At 51.1% G+C, this 653-nt stretch carries 1 protein-coding gene; it reads right to left on the reverse strand.

Features of this window, described 5'->3' with window-relative positions; translation table 11 throughout:
• Positions 1-194 precede the first annotated feature (194 nt).
• The coding region (locus tag ACTHS3_RS16455; RefSeq protein ID WP_440368568.1) for a glycine cleavage T C-terminal barrel domain-containing protein at positions 195-653 on the reverse strand (459 nt) is incomplete at its 5' end.

Consider the following 653-nt stretch of genomic DNA (forward strand, 5'->3'; position numbering starts at 1 on the left):
AACGTATTTCAGTTCTGCTGGGATGTTGCTCATGGTTTGATACTCCATTGATAGGGGGTTATTTTCAGACGGCATCTTCATGAATCAATATCCACAGATGCCTTGTTCAATGCTTTCTACAAACGTCCGTATTAGACGACAATTAAAACCTGCTTTCAGACGGCCCTTAACAAATAAGGCCGTCTGAACCGATATTAATCAAACTGTTTTTGACCATTACGCACAAACGGCAGCTTCAATACGCGTACATCCACTTCTTTGCCGCGCATCAGTACTTTGGCAGTATCGCCGTCAAAGTCTTTCGGTACGCGCGCGATGGCGATGGATTGCTTCAGGCTTGGCGAGAATACGCCGCTGGTGGTTTCGCCTTTGCCTTTGTCGGTCAACACTTCCATATGCGCGCGCAGGATGCCGCCTTTTTCGAGCAACAGGCCGACCTGTTTCACGGTAACGCCTTTTTCTTTCAATGCCAGCAAGGCGGCTTTACCGACGAAGTCGCGGCTTTCGTCTTTTAAGTCAACGGTCCAACCCATGCCTGCTTCGAGCGGGCTGGTATTGTCGTCCATATCGTTGCCGTAGAGGTTCATACCGGCTTCCATGCGCAGGGTGTCGCGTGCGCCGAGGCCGCAAGGCTGTACGCCTGCTGCTTGCAG

This window comes from Neisseria sp. P0009.S007, assembly GCF_051962515.1.